This is a genomic window from Gammaproteobacteria bacterium (genome assembly GCA_029880545.1).
Lineage (GTDB): Bacteria > Pseudomonadota > Gammaproteobacteria > Acidiferrobacterales > SZUA-150 > JAOUOD01.
In genome coordinates this window covers 272526-287500 of the sequence record JAOUOD010000003.1, presented here as the reverse complement: position 1 = coordinate 287500, position 14975 = coordinate 272526, and the positions used below count along the sequence as shown (strand labels likewise).

The window sequence follows — 14975 nt, the reverse complement described above, 5'->3', positions numbered from 1 at the left end:
TTGCTCCCGTTGCTTCAGGTCTACCCGGATTTCAACACCAAACTGGCCGGCAAACGGTACGTTATCGTGCACCACCCCCTCCAGCCATGAACCCAGCTCAAACGTCGTCGAAACAAACTGGCTAACCCCTGAATCCAGTTTCTGGATATCGAGAATATCGTTGATCAACAACAACAGGCGTTCGCTATTGCTGCTGGCTATGGAAATCATCCTTGAAAAATCTTCCTGGCTGGCAAATGCCACGCCGCCTTCCAGCAGGCCGAGCGCACCACGAATTGACGTCAACGGTGTTCTCAGTTCATGACTTACGGTAGCAATGAACTCATCCTTGAATTTCTCGGCACGTTTCTGCTCGGAAATATCAGCCCAATAGCCAATGATTTCCGTTGCCACACCATTTTCGTCCCGTATAACCCTGACCTCATCCCTTATCCACCGATAACTGTCATCACGCATCCTGAAGCGATACTCATGCATGATGGCATTCTCTGAGAAGATTCTGCCGGAACTGGCGAATGCCGCGGCCTTGTCGTCAGGATGCAAATGCTCCGGCCACCAACCGGGATTACCCAAGCATTCATCCGGACTATAGCCGAGAATCTCCGAAATATTCCTGCTGACAAACGTGGGCACAAATGCTGTCTCTGTTATTTTGCACGAATAAATCACCACCGGACTGCCGGTTACCAGGAAATCCAGTTGCGCCTCGTTTTCGCGCAACGCACGTTCAGCCCTCAAGCGGGCGGTAATGTCAACAAAACACAGCGCGGCCCTGTTTTCATCTATCTTGAAGGCGTGCACCATAAAGCCGCCACCGATTTCGTCATCGCAATACCTGATCTGTTCACTTGACCAGGGATTGCCGGTCCTCACCACCTCATGCAGACGTTCCGAAATATCCGAAATCGCCAACTCTGGAAAACACTGTTCTACCGGCCTTTCGGAGTAGATACTGCAATCAATACCGAGAATACGATCAGCAGCCGGATTGTAATCCCTGGGTATCAATTCACTGCTTTTTGATGACTCAAATATAATCATGCCCAGCGGCAGTGAATTGACAACACTCTTGTATTTTTTCTCGGAACTGATCAGGGCCAGCTCTGTTTTTTTCAGCTCATCAATGTCTGCAAGATAGGCAATCACGGCTTCGGGTTCACCATCATCATTGCGAACCAGTATCATGGACATTTTCAGGAATATCGGTTCATTGGATTCCCGGGCAAACCTGATTTCCTTTTCCAGGTAATCTTCCATACGCATACGCTCCGGAATTTCCGCTTTTAATCCCTTGATATCCGTATCTATTACATGATCCAGAATTGATTTTCCCAGCACCGTATTGGCGCGATAACCTAGAATAGTCTCGGCAGCGTCGCTCCAGAAATTGATTTTCAGATCAAGATCAAATCCGATAACTGCATCGTGCGTCTGGCTCATCATCCGAATATAATTCTGGATAATTCGCTCGCCTTCATCGGCGCGACCTTTCATGCGACGCCAGTCTTCCCTGATCGCCGGGATGGTTGCCGCCTGGTACGCGTCAAAGACAGACTGAACAAACTGCCTGTTCGCCCTTGCCACGCTCAACATCATTCCACTGCAAAACAAAAACATCATGATTCCCATAACCTGGTCCAGTGACTCGGGCATAACAAGGAACCGGATACAAAGCGGTACAAGGGTCAGGCACAGAAAGCCAAATCCAGCCAGACGATTTGCATAAAGGGTGGTTGTTGCTCCTGCGCTCAGGCCGCCCAGGATAAAGGCCAGGAAGATTTGCATTATCGGGTCATCACTGAACAGCAGGAACGCTGTTGAGCCCCAGGTCAACCCCGAGAACACGACACCGACCATGGTCCAGAATATCCGGCTCTCAAGCGTATCCAATCCTATCAACGGCTTAGAGTTTTTGCCCACGATGCCCGGTACGATCAGCGCCCTCAACAGGCTTACAATGACCAGCGCGGCATACCAGTAAAGTGGCACGTAAGAATCGAAACTCTGCCACAGCATTCCGATCAACGCGGCTCCAATAATAAGGCCGTATGCCAACGCCGTCGGCATAGCACCATTCATATTGGCAAGTTGCGCCGATTTCAGCCTTTCTGCAGGGAGGCTGGTTGCGGTTTCCGGGTGAATTTGCGCGCTCATAATCCAGAGGAGTAGAAAACAACCCTCCATGTTGTAAACAGGGTTTCATGTCATGGTCGGCCTAACCACAACATTCCACCATAGTGTAGAACAGCTTGAGGGTGAAAAACCGTTAGGAAATGTTAAGCCCTGTAAAATTTAATGTGATTTTATGAAGTATTGGGTTAATTAACAGTAATCCGTGCGACGCGGCGTTTCCCGACCTGGGCAACAATTGTTTTTCCTGACTCAATCGCCAGCGCGCGGTCTTCAACCCGTTCTCCATCAATCTTGACTGCGCCCTGCTTCAGCATACGCAATGCGTCAGAAGTACTGGCGGTCAAACCGGCCTCTTTTAGCAAATTGGCAATGGCGATACGGCCATTGTCGGATTCAACAGTCAGCTCCGGCATATCCTCGGGCAACGCTCCTTTCTGGAAGCGGGCAATGAAATTTTCCTGTGCTTTTTTTGCTTCGGTCGATCCGTGAAACCGGGTAATAATTTCATCCGCCAACTGGAACTTGATATCCCGTGGATTGGCACCCTGGTCCACGCTTTGTCTCAGGCTACTGATTTCGGCAAGCGGCCTGAAACTTAAAAGCTCAAAATAACGCCACATCAGCTCATCCGATATGGACATGATTTTTCCGAATTGCTCATCAGGTGACTCGTTGATGCCAATATAATTACCAAGGGACTTGGACATCTTGTTAACCCCGTCAGTACCCTCAAGAATCGGCACGGTCATTACCACCTGCGGTTTCTGGCCATAATCTTTCTGCAGCTCGCGGCCCACCAGCATATTGAATTTCTGGTCGGTACCCCCCAGCTCAACATCAGCCTTGATCGCAACAGAATCGTAACCTTGCACCAATGGGTACAGGAACTCATGTATGGCAATGGGTTTGCCGGAACTGTAGCGCTTGCTGAAATCATCGCGCTCCAGCATTCGAGCTACCGTATGGCGTGCGGCCAACTGAATCATGCCTGCAGAACCAATTTCGTTCATCCAGCTTGAATTAAACATGACCAACGTCTTCTCGGGATTCAGTATCTTGTAAACCTGTTCTTCATAACTCCTGGCATTTTCAATCACTTCGTCACGAGTCAGGGGTGGTCGAGTACTGTTTTTACCCGTTGGGTCACCGATCATGCCGGTGAAGTCGCCGATCAGGAAAATGACTTCATGACCCAAATCCTGGAACTGGCGCATCTTATTAATAAGCACAGTATGGCCAACGTGAATGTCAGGTGCCGTGGGATCAAACCCGGCCTTGATTCGCAGTGGACGATTTTCGGCCAGCCGCTGTTTTAGATCATCCTCGAGCAGGATTTCCTCTGTTCCGCGCTTGAGTTCGGCAAATATGTCGTTATTTGTCATGACAATCCTGAATCCTGAAAAAACCGCGCGAAGGGTATCACAGCCACCTTGTCGGAGCAGCATTCCCGTCTGGGCTGAAATTTGGTATTATCGCAAATAAAGTACTTACAAATCAGTGAGTTTACAGATAAACTTAATAAAATAATACAGATAAGGGGCATAACACCCTTGAATAACAACACTGTCAAGTTACGCTTGGCCCAGTTAAGACGCATGGCGCGACAACGGCAACTGCGCCATCGCAGCCTGTGGCTATTGTTGGCGGCAGGCATCGCTTCCGCTGCATTGGCCAACATTCATAATTCGGATTCAAATACCGGGGATATGAATGCCGACGCGGCAAGCCCTGGAGCCGCGCTCAGCCTGGTCAGTATTGCCAACCCGGACGGATCAAAAACAGAGTTTGTTCTCGATCCGCAATTGCCACAGACCAAGGGTCAAATTCGTCAGCAACAGGTCAGTAACCTGCGGTTGGAGACGGCAACGATTCGCCGAAACGATACGCTGATTCATGCCTTGCGACGCCACAATGTCAGCCCGGCCGACCTGGGCGCCATTTCATCGCTAAAAATTAGGGACTTCCGCAGCCTCCGCCAGGGGCAGACGCTGACACTGCAACTAGACGGGAACGAGCTTCATCGCCTGATCTACCCTGCCTCGCTGGATTCCCGACTAACCCTCTCCCGGGATGGGGACACTTTCAAGCTGTCCCGCGAGACACTGGATATCGAAGTGCGCCCGGGTTATGCAACCGGGGTAATTGATCATTCACTTTACATGGCCGGCCAGGACGCCGGGCTTGATGATCGCCTGATCGCACAAATGGTCGAAATGTTTGGCTGGGATATCGATTTTGCCCTGGATGTTCGCGAAGGTGACCGATTCGCACTGGTATATGAAATGCTGTTCCGCGATGGCGTTCATGTGGGCACGGGCAACGTGCTGGCTGCCGAATACATTAACCAGGGACAGGCATACCGGGCCATTTCCCACAAGGACGCCAATGGTCTAATAGGCTACTACACACCGGATGGTCACAGTTTACGGCGCACATTTCTGCGTTCGCCGGTCAAATTCAGCCGAATCAGCTCAAGGTTCACACGCAAGCGCTTTCATCCCGTGCTGAAACGATGGCGCGCCCACAAGGGTGTAGACTACGCAGCACCCACCGGCACCCCGGTGCGCAGCACCGCAAACGGTACCGTGGTATTTGCCGGATGGAAAGGCGGCTACGGACGCACAATCATTGTTCGACACGGCAGTCGATACAGCACCTTGTACGCCCACATGTCCCGATTTGAACGAAACATGCGTAAAGGCGTTTCGGTGAAACAGGGACAACTCATCGGCCGAGTCGGCAAAACCGGGCTGGCCAGTGGCCCTCACCTGCATTATGAATTCCGCGTCAACAATCAGCACCACAACCCGCTCAACTACAGCTTCCCCAAGTCAGAACCCATTCACGCAGCGCTACGTGAGTCGTTTCAGGCCAAGGCCCGGACACTGACTGCACAACTGGATGTGTTGACAGGCAACACTCGCCTCGCCAACGCTGACTAGGCTACTAAACGCTGTGTACTATCTTGGCCTCATGTCCGGAACCAGCGTCGACGGCATCGATGCAGCGATAGTCGATTTTGACCAGCGTGACCAGGTGGTAATCGCGGCCTCCTCTACGGACTATTCCGCTTCACTCAAGGCCCGGATACACACGGCCTGCAAGCAGACGCAACTGACCCGTGACCAGGTCATAGACCTGGATTTCGAAATCGGTGAAGCGTTTGCTGACGCGGCACTGGAACTTCTCAGTCAGTCCGGAGTCGATCCATCCGTTATTCACGCTATTGGCTCTCACGGCCAGACTGTGCATCACGCGCCCAATGCTGATCCGCCTTACAGTTTGCAGATTGGTGATGGCAGCATCATCGGGAATCGCACTGGCATTACCACTGTTTACGATTTTCGAACTGCCGATATTCTGGCGGGTGGACAAGGAGCGCCGCTGGCACCTGCGTTTCATGGCTGGCTCGCGGGTGAGACAGGAAAGGCCTGCGTCATTCTCAATATAGGGGGTATTGCCAATATCTCACTGCTTGATACCGGGGGCCATATTCTCGGCGGTTCCGATACCGGCCCCGGCAACACCCTTATGGATCGCTGGATCGAAACGCACCGGCAGCAACCCTTTGATCGAGACGGCACCTGGGCGCAAGACGCTGCTGCCGACGAAGACCTGATCGCACTGATGCTGGATGATGCCTATTTCAAGATGGCACCTCCCAAGAGCACCGGCCGTGAGTATTTCAATCTTCCGTGGCTGCACGACACACTGGAGCAATTCAACCGATCACTGGAGCCCGCGGTGGTCCAGGCAAGCCTGCTTCAACTGACGGTACGAAGTATCACGCAAGCAATACACAGTCAGCACCACGACACGGAACGGGTTTACGTTTGCGGAGGCGGTGCTCATAACAAAGCGGTGATGCGGCAATTACAGGTTCATATGGGAGATATTCCGGTAGATACCACCATGGCGCTGGGCCTGGATCCGAACTGGGTGGAAGCAGCAGCGTTTGCCTGGCTGGCCCGGGAAACGCTCGCCGGTCGCCCGGGAAATATTCCATCAGTCACCGGCGCAAAACAGGCGGTTATCCTGGGACAGGTTCACCAACCCGATCCGGTGTAACAAACGCAGACACATTGAAGATAAACAAAAAAGCCGCGAGGTTATCGCGACTCCTGATGTCACCCGTTTATTTTTCGCTACACGCCAAACGATGATCCGCAGCCACAGGTTGTCGAGGCGTTGGGATTTTTTACGATAAACTGGGCACCCTGAAGATCTTCCTTGTAATCAATCTCTGCGCCCATCAGGTATTGCATGCTCATCGGGTCCACCAACATGGTGACCTCGTTGGTGATCACGCTGGTATCACCCTCGGCAACCGTTTCATCAAAAGTGAATCCGTACTGGAATCCTGAACAGCCGCCACCCTGAATGTAAACACGCAGCTTCAGATTGGGGTTTCCCTCTTCCTCAATCAACTGCCTGACCTTGTTGGCTGCCGCGTCAGTAAACACCAATGGATCGGCCATTGTTTCGCTCATCTTCACTACCCTCAATATGCTTTCCGGAAACCGGATTGAACCCGCAACAGGGAGCCCGGAAGCACTGCCTCCGGCCATCGATCCCACGCTGCAACGGGGCAATATTAGCAGGTTTTAATACTTGAGCAAATAAGTCAGGCTTTTGTCGGCCAACGACAACGCTAATTGTCGTCTTCCGCTCCCCCGGCTACTGTTTTCAGGGGAGTGACCGAGCTCCTGGTTTCGGAATCGTCTCGAACCAGGTTGCCGTTGACGCTGGCCCCCAGGGCCATTTCGATCATTCGGTAGTGAACATCGCCGACGATCTCGGCCTGCGCCTGCAATTCGATACTTTCAGCACCGGAAACATTACCCTCAATACGGCCATTTATCACCAGGTGCGGGACCGCGATATTGCCCTTCACCAGCGCATGCTCACTCAGCACCAGGGTGCTGCTCTTGTCATTGCCTGCCAGAATATTGCCAATAACCTTGCCATCAACACGCAATCCGCCATTAAAGCTGATATCGCCCTTGATTTCGGTATTGACACCAATCAGCGTATCAATAGTGTTACACGGTTTGTCGTTCTGCTTTTTCATGCTGTCTCCTAATTGGGTAGTCAGGCGCGCGGCCAAGTGTAGACTGCTTCAACGGTTTGGGCGTTGCGGCCACGGGTAGTCACCTGCACCCTGATTTGCCTGGGTTCAAAATTGCCGGGTAATGCCAACTTGCCCTCAACATCCTGAAAGTAACGGAAGTTCACATCAATTGGCTTGGATTCCGGAAAGCTTATGGTGGCCGTTTTTCCTGCCTGCATTCCGGTTACTTCAAACTTGGCGTCGCCCCGGATGGTTTGCTCATGAGTGAGCGCCTGAATAAGAACCAGCTTGTAACTGAATTCGCCGTTTTTCCGCGTCGGCTCCAGCTTCATGCTCTGGATTCGCAAACCACCCTTTTTGTTGGGTGGTGAAATGATGTTTCGATAAAAATTCAGCTCTTCCCGCAGCTTGGCAATTTCCCCGGAAGAGCCTGCCAAGGTGCCTTCCAGCTCCTGGTACGCCGTCTGATCCATTTGCAAAGTGCGCTCGGCGCGAGCCAGGGCATCACGAAGATCCTGATTTTCCTCCTGCAGCGCGGTTACACGAGACTCCAGGCTTGACACCTGCTGGTTCGCAAGCATTTTTTTAAACCCGGCGGTGTTCAGGCCATAGTTATATAGCCCGGTTCCACCTAACACGACAACCAAGGCAACAATGCCAGCTATGGTCATTTTGGCTTTGGGTGACCATGCCGGTTTTACGATCATTTCACTGGTACGATTTTTCTGAAACATTTTAACTTCGGCTTACTTCTTGCTGTTTTCCAAGTATAACTCCCGGGCGTCAACAGACAAACCCGATGCATTGATCCGTTTGATCAGTGGCTGACCAGCCATCCCTCACAATCTCTCGATCATCGGCGCACCCGGGAAACCGGACGAGCAGCAACGGGTTCGAATCAAGGCAGCACTGCGGGCTGATCAAGCCCCATGGTTTCGTTAACACCAAACATGATGTTCATATTCTGCACTGCCTGGCCGGCTGCACCTTTCACCAGGTTATCAATTACGGATAACACTACCAACGTGTCAGCACCTTGTGGACGATGAATCGCAATTCTGCAGGTATTGATTGCTCGAACCGAACGGGTCTCGGGATGACTGCCTGCCGGCAACACATCAACAAAACGTTCAATGGCATAGCGTTTCTCGTACAAGGTTTGCAACTCGGCAATACTGATGTCTGTACCCGGCTTGATCCGGCCATACAAGGTTGCATGAATACCCCGAATCATTGGTACCAGATGGGGCACAAACGTGAGGCCCACATCAGCACCGTGCATGATGGCAAGGCCCTGGCGAATTTCAGGCAAGTGCCTGTGACCCGGAACCGCGTAGGCCTTGAAGCTGTCACCGGCTTCCGCCAACAAGGTTCCGACATTGGCGCCACGGCCGGCTCCGGATACGCCGGACTTGGCATCAGCAACCAGAGAGTCTGTATCTACCAGTCCTGCCTCAATCAAAGGCATGAATCCAAGCTGTACCGCCGTAGGGTAGCAACCGGGATTCGCTACCAGCCTGGCTTGGCGAATTTTTTCGCGATTGATCTCGGGCAAGCCGTACACCGCTTCCTCAACCAGTTCCGGGCAAGCGTGGCTCATTCCATACCACTTTTCCCAGGTCGGCACATGCTTGATTCGAAAATCCGCGGCCAGATCAATTACGCGGGTGCCGGCAGCCAGCAAGTCCGGCGCATGCTGCATGGCGATGCCATTGGGCGTCGCCGAAAATACGACGTCGCACTGAGCCAGTTTTTCAGTATCGGGTTCTGAAAACACCAGGTCCACGTGACCACGCAAACTCGGGAATAAGTCAGCTACTGGCCTGCCCACTTCTCCGCGAGAGGTAATCAACTGAAGACTGACTTCAGGATGCACCGCCAATAAGCGTAACAACTCAACCCCGGTATAGCCGGTGCCACCGATAATGCCTGCTTTTATCATGCCAGCTCGGATCTCATGATGATTTTGGCGGAACTGTAGCATAGAAAGGGAAACAAGGGACAAGCGCAAATTCCGGCCTGTCGAAGCGAACCGGAGAAGTTCGCATCAGCGGTGCAACACTGGATTCCACTTATTGCGCCATGACCGGGGATGCAAAAAAACGGGGTGCCGAAGCACCCCGTTCCGTCTTCCTATCGAGAACTCGATTAGAAGTCTTTGCGCAGGCCTACACTGACCACAGAGGTAGTAAGCGTAGGATCAGCGGCGCCAACTGGCAGGTTGTCAGTTTCCTGAACCGTGGTACGGAAACCGGCAAACACGCGAGTCTGCTTGCTGAACTTGTGAGTCACGCCCAGCGCAGTGTAAGTGCGGGTGCGGTCGTAGTCGCCAGCAGTGGTGCCGTCCTGGTTGTCCAGGCTCTGTACGCTGTTACCAGCCTGCAGAGTGATGGTGGTGTTACCCAGACCCAGATCGTAACCTAAGAAGGTGGCCGAACCAGTCATCTCATCATCAATAACAGCGGCAGTCGCGGAACCGAAGGTAGCATTGCCAGTGTCGATATCAACCTGTTCGTCACCGATCAGCGCGAAAGATTCCAGCTGCAGCTTGATGGTATGGCTCATGCTGCCACCGCCGAACTTGAACTTGCCGCCAATCTTGGTAGCGCCGAAGCCGCCGCGGTTCTGAAGAGTACCAGCACCATTGTTGTTACGCACTTCCTTGCCAACCATGGCAACAAAGGCTTCCCAGTTCTTGTCGCCAACAGAAACAGCCAGAGCCATATCGCCCAGGGTGTTACGGTCGTCGCTGGTTTCAGTGTTCAGGCCTTGCAGACCCAGGGTAACCCACAGAGAAACGATGCCCCACTTGTTCTTGTAGTTCAGCGCGTCCTGAACGAAAGCGTGCTGCAACCAGGCCTTGGCCTTGTTGTTGCCCAGTTCACCAGTCTGAATGTCATTACCCAACATGGCGCCGTTGCTGCCACGAGCTTCCAGGAAGGTGGTCACAAAGGCATCATACATAACACCGCCAGTGTACTTGTAGGCGCCTTTCAGCTGACCGATTTCGATAGTACCGAAACCGCCCTTCAGACCAACCAGGGCTTCGCGAGTACCATCAGTAAGATTGGCATTGGAAGTATCAACCTGCCATTCGAACTTGGCCAGGCCAGTCATGCCATTGCCCAGGTCTTCAGAGGCCTTGATGCCCAGACGGCCGCGCTTGTTGTCGTCAGCGTCCAGACCGGATTGGTTGTCGCTGTTGTTACCGTCAGCAGTGGTAACGCCAACGTTATCGGAATCGATATCTTTAGTTACGCTGGCCAGTTCCATTTGCAGCTGACCGTACGCAGTAGTTTCGGCATTGGCATTCATCGCGCCCATAGCGAGAGCAGTACCAACAGCCATCGTCAGTAACTTCTTGTTCATGTAAATCCTCCTGATGAGGTTAGTTATATGGTTACAGTTTTAAAACCCAAGTTAACTTAAGTCGCATCGCATTCCTGCAATACGGCCGCTATTAAACACAGCTGTTGCGTAAAACACAACAAGCAATTGCTAATATACGACAAAAGGTCAAATTGTTGTATATATGCTACATGCATATGGATAAGCGGTTGCTAAGGGCCTGAAATAAGCGGTAATTATAGGGAAAACATCTCAGATTTTCGCATTATTGGATTTAAGGTATTGTTTTGGTGGATTAATACAAGGAATCGCCCCAAAGCTGAAGCCTTCGACATCAATACATCAATGAAAAAAACTGTGTATTTCATGCGACAGCAAGTACAACCGGTATATTTTTGAGCTATCCACGCAATAATTGGCACTGCTACCCATGCTTCCGGGCGGCTCGCAACAAAGCGACTTCTCGAAATTATAGCGGCTTCTGTCCCGGTTTTCGCAGAGCGCGATGTTCTTTTTGCGTCACCCCCGACTCCAGGGTCGAGCCTGATTCACATAGAATCGCCGTGAGCCGCTCCACTATGTGCGCCGTGGTCTTTGGCTCCGGGCGGCATCCTGGCTGCGGTCAACCCCAACACAAAACCCGCTCTAGGCGGGTTTTGTGTTGGCTGGGGAACTAGGCCCTAAAACCCCTTTCAGGGGTTTATTGGGCACTTCCTGAACTCGCAAGCTCGTTCTGGTCGGATTCTCACAATGCTCGCATAAAACGCCGGCGCGTTTGTCATGCGCACCCTCGTCTCGGACTCCGGGTGTCGTCCCAGTTATCAACCCCAATATAAAAACCCGCTCAAGGCGGGTTTTTATATTGGCTGGGGAACTAGGATTCGAACCTAGATTGACGGAGTCAGAGTCCGCTGTCCTGCCGTTAGACGATTCCCCAAAACTGTTCAGAAACCAAAACCGCCCTGGAAAGGGCGGCAGGTAATACTGAGTATGGCGCCCGAGCTTAGCGCTTGGAGTATTGCGGACGCTTGCGAGCCTTGTGCAGGCCGACTTTCTTGCGTTCCACCTCACGCGCATCGCGGGTAACAAAGCCGGCCTTGCGAAGTGCGCTACGCAGGGCTTCGTCGTATTCCATCAGTGCGCGGGTGATGCCGTGGCGTATCGCGCCGGCCTGGCCATTAGGGCCACCGCCATTGACGTTCACCAGAATATCAAACTTGTCTTTCAGGTTTGTGGTGACCAGCGGCTGACGCACGATCATGCGGGAAGTTTCGCGACCGAAGTATTCTTCCAACGTGCGTTTGTTGATCGTGATATTGCCTGAACCTGGACGCAGGTACACACGCGCGGTGGAGGATTTGCGTCGGCCAGTGCCGTAATATTGGTTATCTGCCATGGATTTACCCTTTGGGATCCCTTAGATGTCGAGGGTTTTCGGCTGCTGGGCAGTATGATCATGCTCGGCACCTGCGTATACACGCAGCTTGCGGAACATGGCGCGACCCAGGGGACCCTTGGGCAGCATACCGCGTACAGCAGATTCAATGATTCGCTCCGGAGCCTTGGCACGCTGCTTGTCCAGGGTAATGGACTTGATGCCGCCAATATAGCCGGTGTGATGGTAATAGGTCTTGGCCTGTTCCTTGTTACCGGTAACGTGAATCTTGTTGGCATTGACCACAACAATGTAGTCGCCGGTATCCACGTGCGGCGTGTATTCAGGCTTGTGTTTGCCACGCAGGCGACGGGCAATTTCGGTAGCCAGGCGGCCGAGCACCTTATCGGTGGCGTCCACCACGTACCAATCGTGTTTCACGTCCTGCGGTCTGGTTGATACTGTTTTCATCTGTTCACTCGTTAGGCTGAGCCGTTTCAGAAAGACGGCGGATATTACAAAAGCCGGTTGCAAGTTACAAGGCCTGATTCGTGCCAAATCAACAATTTCCGGACAAAAAAATAGCGTGGCTGGGGGAGCCACGCCTGAACCACCACTAGGAGGATGGAGGAGCCGTTCATCTGCGCCGCCGCCTTTCGCTGTTTTTCCGGGCTGGCCACGCCGATATAAATCTTTGCTGTACTCTCTGATTGGGCTTTTTCGGCGATTTTTCAAGGTCATCCTGCTGCCTCAATCAGTATTAGTATTTTCTAATATGCTAATCTTTTTGTCAACCCATTTTCTGATTTTTTTGCTACCGCCATGGTCGTCATGTAAGTAGTTGATTCCACGACCAATAATAATTTTTTCATGACAAATCTCAACGTGCCCGACAGCAATTCGGGTTAACTCGGCAGGAAACGAAAAAGCAATAAAAAGTGGGAATGACCGACGATTACCGACGATCAAGCAACAACCGCTGCACAACACGGCCGTTTTTCAGATGAGATTCGAGAATTTCGTCCAGATCTTCGCGATCGACGTAGCTGTACCAGGTTTCTTCGGGATAAATCACAACTACCGGCCCCAGATCGCAACGATCCAGGCAGCCCGCGGTATTGATGCGCACCTTACCAGCGCCGGACAGCCCGAGCTCCTTGATTTTGCCCTTCAGGTAGGCACGGGCATCGGTAGCGCCATGATCCTGACAGCAGGACCTGCCATCATCGCGCTGATTGGTGCAAAAAAATACATGATACTGGTAGTGACTCATGGCAAGTAAGATACCGGTGCAGCGGACCTGCTGGCAAGCAGGTATACTTCCGCACATCCATGATCCACGAACAAACTCCACACCTGGCCCATCCAGAGGCCGCCCGGCTGGCGCCGCAAGACATAATCGCCGAAGAAGCCGCGCGCTGCGTCCAATGCGCCCAATGCCTGCCGTTTTGTCCGACGTTCCGGCTAAGCAATTCGGAGTCCGAGTCGCCACGCGGGCGGATTGCCCTGGCTGCGGCCATAGCCAACCACAAAATCTCGGACAAGGCTGCATGGCGACATCTTGACAGCTGTGTTGAATGCCACGCCTGCACTCGCATGTGCCCATCGAAAGTGAACTACGACCGACTGAGACGGGCGCTTCACGCGATTGATTCACGGCCTTTTCGAGGGCTGCGCCTGGTACTGGCAAAACTCCGTTGGCTGACACACGCCACGATGCACTGGTTGAGCCGGTAACGCGAACTTGGCATGCTTGGCCAAATTCCAATCTTTTTTAGGCGCCAAATATGGAACAACGTCAATTTAGCCTCATGGACAATTTGCTTGGCGCGGCGGATGACGCTCTGCGCACGGTATTTGGTCCGGCACCCAGACCGGAACGGGAATCGCCGGCCAAAAACCTGGAAGAAGCCGAACTCAGTGACACTGATCGTCGCCGGGCCGGACAATTCATGCGTGTCGATCATGCCGGCGAGGTTTGCGCCCAGGCCCTGTACCAGGGTCAAGCGCTGACAGCACGACTGCCAACGGTGCGGGAAAAAATGCAAAAAGCTGCCGACGAGGAAAACGACCACCTCGCCTGGACAGAAGAGCGCATCCGCGAACTCGGCACCCACAAAAGCCTGCTCAATCCCCTATGGTATGCCGGTTCCTTTGCCATCGGCGCCCTTGCCGGCGCCATCGGCGACAAATGGAGCCTCGGTTTTGTGGTTGAAACCGAAAACCAGGTCATGGAGCATCTCGACGGACATTTACGAGAGCTATCACCGGACGACGAGAAGAGCCGCGCAATCCTCGAACTCATGAAGGAAGACGAAGGTCGTCACGCCACCACGGCACTCAATGCCGGTGCCGCCAGCTTCCCGGCGCCTGTCAAAACCATTATGCGACTGTCTTCAAAGCTGATGACCCGGACGGCCCTGTATATTTGATCGCGCCAACAAAAAGCCGCCCCGCAGGGCGGCTTTTTTACCGGACGGATATCACTTCAAATCAAACTAGTAATCACCAAATTCTACGCGCATATCCCGCACCAGGTTGGCTACCCAGGAATTATACTTGTGATGTATTGTCTTGGCGGCGGAGTCATAGGAAAAACCTTCGCTGCCAGCGTAACTGATCCGAATCTTGCCACCACTGATCTTGATGTTAACTGCGGCCATCAAGGTGGTCTTTTTGCTGGATTTTTCATAGGTCGCCCGGATGTGACCGGCGCCCTTGTCCTTGGCTTCCCACTTGCGCCTGAAGATGACCTTGCGCACACGCTTGGCGGCATCCGCAACGCTGCCCTTGTAGTTAATAGTCTCGGCAGCAAAAACCGGCTCAGTGCGTGGACGCGCATCCGCTTCTCCGGTCACCAGCAAGCCGGCGAGCACGGGGACCAACAATAATGCAGTAAGTTTCCTGATAATCATATGACAACTCCTTGAACCAATGGATTAACTCTCAAACAGAAAATGCCATGTCACGTGTCGTATTAATTTTTTAGTTATCTTTTTACCCTAGCCTCTACATCGGGCGCGGGTCAAGCAGGAAAAGAAAAATTCG

The 14975-nt window shown here is 52.7% G+C and carries 15 protein-coding genes and 1 tRNA gene (1 of these 16 only partly in view); 4 read left to right on the top strand and 12 right to left on the bottom strand.

What is annotated here, in order from left to right; genetic code table 11:
- On the bottom strand, nucleotides 1-2079 hold the 5' portion of the coding sequence (locus OEZ10_05365) for a PAS domain-containing protein (protein MDH5632409.1). 348 nt of this gene lie to the left of the window's left edge; 2079 of the gene's 2427 nt are visible here — the first part of the coding sequence; it begins with the start codon at nucleotides 2077-2079; the stop codon falls past the left edge of the window.
- Between the two features lie 239 nt (nucleotides 2080-2318).
- Nucleotides 2319-3515 carry a tyrosine--tRNA ligase gene (gene tyrS / locus OEZ10_05360; GenBank protein MDH5632408.1) on the bottom strand — a complete coding sequence of 399 codons (1197 nt, stop codon included), beginning with the start codon at nucleotides 3513-3515 and terminating at the stop codon, nucleotides 2319-2321.
- A gap of 168 nt (nucleotides 3516-3683) precedes the next feature.
- Here tyrS and OEZ10_05355 point away from each other — a divergent pair, with 168 nt between their 5' ends.
- On the top strand, nucleotides 3684-5075 hold the full coding sequence (locus OEZ10_05355) for a peptidoglycan DD-metalloendopeptidase family protein (protein MDH5632407.1): 1392 nt from the start codon (nucleotides 3684-3686) through the stop codon (nucleotides 5073-5075).
- 13 nt (nucleotides 5076-5088) lie between these two features.
- Nucleotides 5089-6201, top strand: coding sequence for an anhydro-N-acetylmuramic acid kinase (locus OEZ10_05350; GenBank protein MDH5632406.1), 1113 nt, complete (start codon nucleotides 5089-5091; stop codon nucleotides 6199-6201).
- A 77-nt stretch (nucleotides 6202-6278) separates the two neighbouring features.
- On the opposite strand, the gene erpA is transcribed toward OEZ10_05350, so the two are convergent.
- The 9 genes from erpA to OEZ10_05305 all read right to left on the bottom strand — a co-directional run bounded on the left by erpA (nucleotide 6279) and on the right by OEZ10_05305 (nucleotide 13200).
- The gene (erpA, locus tag OEZ10_05345; protein ID MDH5632405.1) at nucleotides 6279-6623 is read right to left on the bottom strand and encodes an iron-sulfur cluster insertion protein ErpA; all 345 of its coding nucleotides are present in this window, start codon (nucleotides 6621-6623) and stop codon (nucleotides 6279-6281) included.
- Nucleotides 6624-6784: 161 nt separating this feature from the next.
- Complete coding sequence (locus OEZ10_05340; GenBank protein MDH5632404.1) at nucleotides 6785-7204, bottom strand: polymer-forming cytoskeletal protein; 420 nt, start codon at nucleotides 7202-7204, stop codon at nucleotides 6785-6787.
- Nucleotides 7205-7224: 20 nt separating this feature from the next.
- Complete coding sequence (locus OEZ10_05335) at nucleotides 7225-7938, bottom strand: hypothetical protein (protein ID MDH5632403.1); 714 nt, start codon at nucleotides 7936-7938, stop codon at nucleotides 7225-7227.
- Nucleotides 7939-8102: 164 nt separating this feature from the next.
- Complete coding sequence (gene argC, locus OEZ10_05330; GenBank protein ID MDH5632402.1) at nucleotides 8103-9146, bottom strand: N-acetyl-gamma-glutamyl-phosphate reductase; 1044 nt, start codon at nucleotides 9144-9146, stop codon at nucleotides 8103-8105.
- 206 nt (nucleotides 9147-9352) lie between these two features.
- Nucleotides 9353-10573, bottom strand: a complete 1221-nt coding sequence (locus tag OEZ10_05325; protein ID MDH5632401.1) for a porin — start codon at nucleotides 10571-10573, stop codon at nucleotides 9353-9355.
- Between the two features lie 842 nt (nucleotides 10574-11415).
- Nucleotides 11416-11489, bottom strand: a tRNA-Gln gene (locus OEZ10_05320).
- 66 nt (nucleotides 11490-11555) lie between these two features.
- Entirely contained in the window at nucleotides 11556-11948 is a 393-nt protein-coding gene (gene rpsI, locus OEZ10_05315; protein MDH5632400.1) for a 30S ribosomal protein S9, read from the bottom strand.
- A gap of 21 nt (nucleotides 11949-11969) precedes the next feature.
- The gene (gene rplM / locus OEZ10_05310) at nucleotides 11970-12398 is read right to left on the bottom strand and encodes a 50S ribosomal protein L13 (GenBank protein ID MDH5632399.1); all 429 of its coding nucleotides are present in this window, start codon (nucleotides 12396-12398) and stop codon (nucleotides 11970-11972) included.
- A gap of 484 nt (nucleotides 12399-12882) precedes the next feature.
- A complete protein-coding gene (locus tag OEZ10_05305) occupies nucleotides 12883-13200 on the bottom strand; it encodes a (2Fe-2S) ferredoxin domain-containing protein (protein MDH5632398.1) in 318 nt (105 codons plus the stop codon).
- Between the two features lie 59 nt (nucleotides 13201-13259).
- Here OEZ10_05305 and OEZ10_05300 point away from each other — a divergent pair, with 59 nt between their 5' ends.
- Nucleotides 13260-13664 (top strand): (Fe-S)-binding protein, encoded by a 405-nt coding sequence (locus OEZ10_05300; GenBank protein ID MDH5632397.1) that lies wholly within the window; start codon nucleotides 13260-13262, stop codon nucleotides 13662-13664.
- A 50-nt stretch (nucleotides 13665-13714) separates the two neighbouring features.
- The gene (gene coq7 / locus OEZ10_05295) at nucleotides 13715-14359 is read left to right on the top strand and encodes a 2-polyprenyl-3-methyl-6-methoxy-1,4-benzoquinone monooxygenase (protein ID MDH5632396.1); all 645 of its coding nucleotides are present in this window, start codon (nucleotides 13715-13717) and stop codon (nucleotides 14357-14359) included.
- Nucleotides 14360-14425: 66 nt separating this feature from the next.
- Here the strand turns inward: coq7 and OEZ10_05290 are convergent, their stop codons facing one another.
- Entirely contained in the window at nucleotides 14426-14842 is a 417-nt protein-coding gene (locus tag OEZ10_05290; GenBank protein MDH5632395.1) for a hypothetical protein, read from the bottom strand.
- Nucleotides 14843-14975 lie beyond the last annotated feature (133 nt).

What these genes read in the sequence shown, in the direction of transcription:
- tyrS (MDH5632408.1), bottom strand. Translation starts at nt 3,515, where the DNA reads ATGACAAATAACGACATATTTGCCGAACTCAAGCGCGGAACAGAGGAA.
- erpA (MDH5632405.1), bottom strand. Translation starts at nt 6,623, where the DNA reads ATGAGCGAAACAATGGCCGATCCATTGGTGTTTACTGACGCGGCAGCC.
- OEZ10_05340 (MDH5632404.1), bottom strand. Translation starts at nt 7,204, where the DNA reads ATGAAAAAGCAGAACGACAAACCGTGTAACACTATTGATACGCTGATT.
- OEZ10_05335 (MDH5632403.1), bottom strand. Translation starts at nt 7,938, where the DNA reads ATGTTTCAGAAAAATCGTACCAGTGAAATGATCGTAAAACCGGCATGG.
- argC (MDH5632402.1), bottom strand. Translation starts at nt 9,146, where the DNA reads ATGATAAAAGCAGGCATTATCGGTGGCACCGGCTATACCGGGGTTGAG.
- OEZ10_05325 (MDH5632401.1), bottom strand. Translation starts at nt 10,573, where the DNA reads ATGAACAAGAAGTTACTGACGATGGCTGTTGGTACTGCTCTCGCTATG.
- rpsI (MDH5632400.1), bottom strand. Translation starts at nt 11,948, where the DNA reads ATGGCAGATAACCAATATTACGGCACTGGCCGACGCAAATCCTCCACC.
- rplM (MDH5632399.1), bottom strand. Translation starts at nt 12,398, where the DNA reads ATGAAAACAGTATCAACCAGACCGCAGGACGTGAAACACGATTGGTAC.
- OEZ10_05305 (MDH5632398.1), bottom strand. Translation starts at nt 13,200, where the DNA reads ATGAGTCACTACCAGTATCATGTATTTTTTTGCACCAATCAGCGCGAT.
- OEZ10_05300 (MDH5632397.1), top strand. Translation starts at nt 13,260, where the DNA reads ATGATCCACGAACAAACTCCACACCTGGCCCATCCAGAGGCCGCCCGG.
- coq7 (MDH5632396.1), top strand. Translation starts at nt 13,715, where the DNA reads ATGGAACAACGTCAATTTAGCCTCATGGACAATTTGCTTGGCGCGGCG.
- OEZ10_05290 (MDH5632395.1), bottom strand. Translation starts at nt 14,842, where the DNA reads ATGATTATCAGGAAACTTACTGCATTATTGTTGGTCCCCGTGCTCGCC.